Annotated in this window: 2 protein-coding genes; both read right to left on the bottom strand. The window is 37.4% G+C overall.

Annotated features, from left to right (window positions below):
• Positions 1-13: 13 nt before the first annotated feature.
• Positions 14-745, bottom strand: coding sequence for a HAMP domain-containing sensor histidine kinase (locus F6K49_RS51820; RefSeq protein WP_293110817.1), 732 nt, complete (start codon positions 743-745; stop codon positions 14-16).
• A gap of 30 nt (positions 746-775) precedes the next feature.
• A partial coding sequence (locus F6K49_RS51815) for a PAS domain S-box protein (protein ID WP_293110815.1) occupies positions 776-1,115 on the bottom strand: 340 nt, incomplete at its 5' end.

Raw genomic sequence — 1,115 nt, 5'->3', positions numbered from 1 at the left:
ATTTTTCTCATCATTAATTTGATAGCAAGTAATATATTGGCAGGGTTACAGTAAACGTTGTACCGACAGTTACCTCACTTTCTAGATCAATTTGACCTTGGTAGATATCGAGACACTTTTTGACAATTGCCAGTCCTAAGCCAGTGCCGGTAATTGTCCCGACATTCGTACCTCGATGGAACGTCTCAAAGAGTAGTCCTTGGTCTTCTTCAGGAATACCAATACCTTGATCGCTGATTTTAAAGATAGCCTGATTGGCAGAGCAAGTGAGTTTAATCTCAACCGTGCTACCTTTGGGAGAATACTTCAGTGCATTACTCAGCAAATTATCCAAAATTTGCCTAAGCAATTTTTCATCCATATACGGTCGGGCGGATAAGAACGAACTAGCCGCATTATTTTTTCCATGATTACTACCTAATTTTTTTTCAAAATTTTCTAAGCTATAAGTAAATTTTATTGTGTGCTCATTTCGGTCATTAAGCTGGATTTTATAAATTAAATCGGTGCAAAAACTTTCCAAGTCTATCGGCTTTAGCTGTAACTCTATTTTACCGGCTTCTACCTTGCCAATAAGCAAGATATCATTCAAAATTCTGGTCATATGTTGAACCATGTTTTGAATGCGATGTAGGTGATTATTTTTTTTACATTCTGACCATTTATTACCGTAATGTTCCAGTAACTCTGCTGATGAAAAAATCGTTGTTAGAGGGGTACGAAATTCGTGAGATGTCATGGTAATAAACCGAGATTTTAGCTCCCCAAGTTGTTTTTATTTAGCCAGTGCATTGATAATTTCTAATTCTGTTTGTTTCCGTTTAGTGATATCTCTATCAACCCCTCGATAACCACAAAACTTGCCAAGACGATCAAAAATTGGTACACCACTGGTTTCCAGAACCACTAACTGACTATTTTTGTGAATTCTGGTATTTTCCAAGTTGCTAAAGGGGTGTTTTAAAACGGTAAAGGAAGCCAAAATTTCCATCACACGTTTTGCCTCTTCCTGTGACATTAAGTCAAACGGAGTTTTGCCCACTACTTCTGATGGTTCATAACCGAGTAAATCCCAGATTTTGGGACTAGCGTAGGTATAGACAGCATTTTCATCA

The organism is Moorena sp. SIO3I6 (assembly GCF_010672095.1).
The sequence above is the reverse complement of the archived record's forward strand: the minus strand, read 5'-3'. Positions and strand labels throughout refer to the sequence as shown.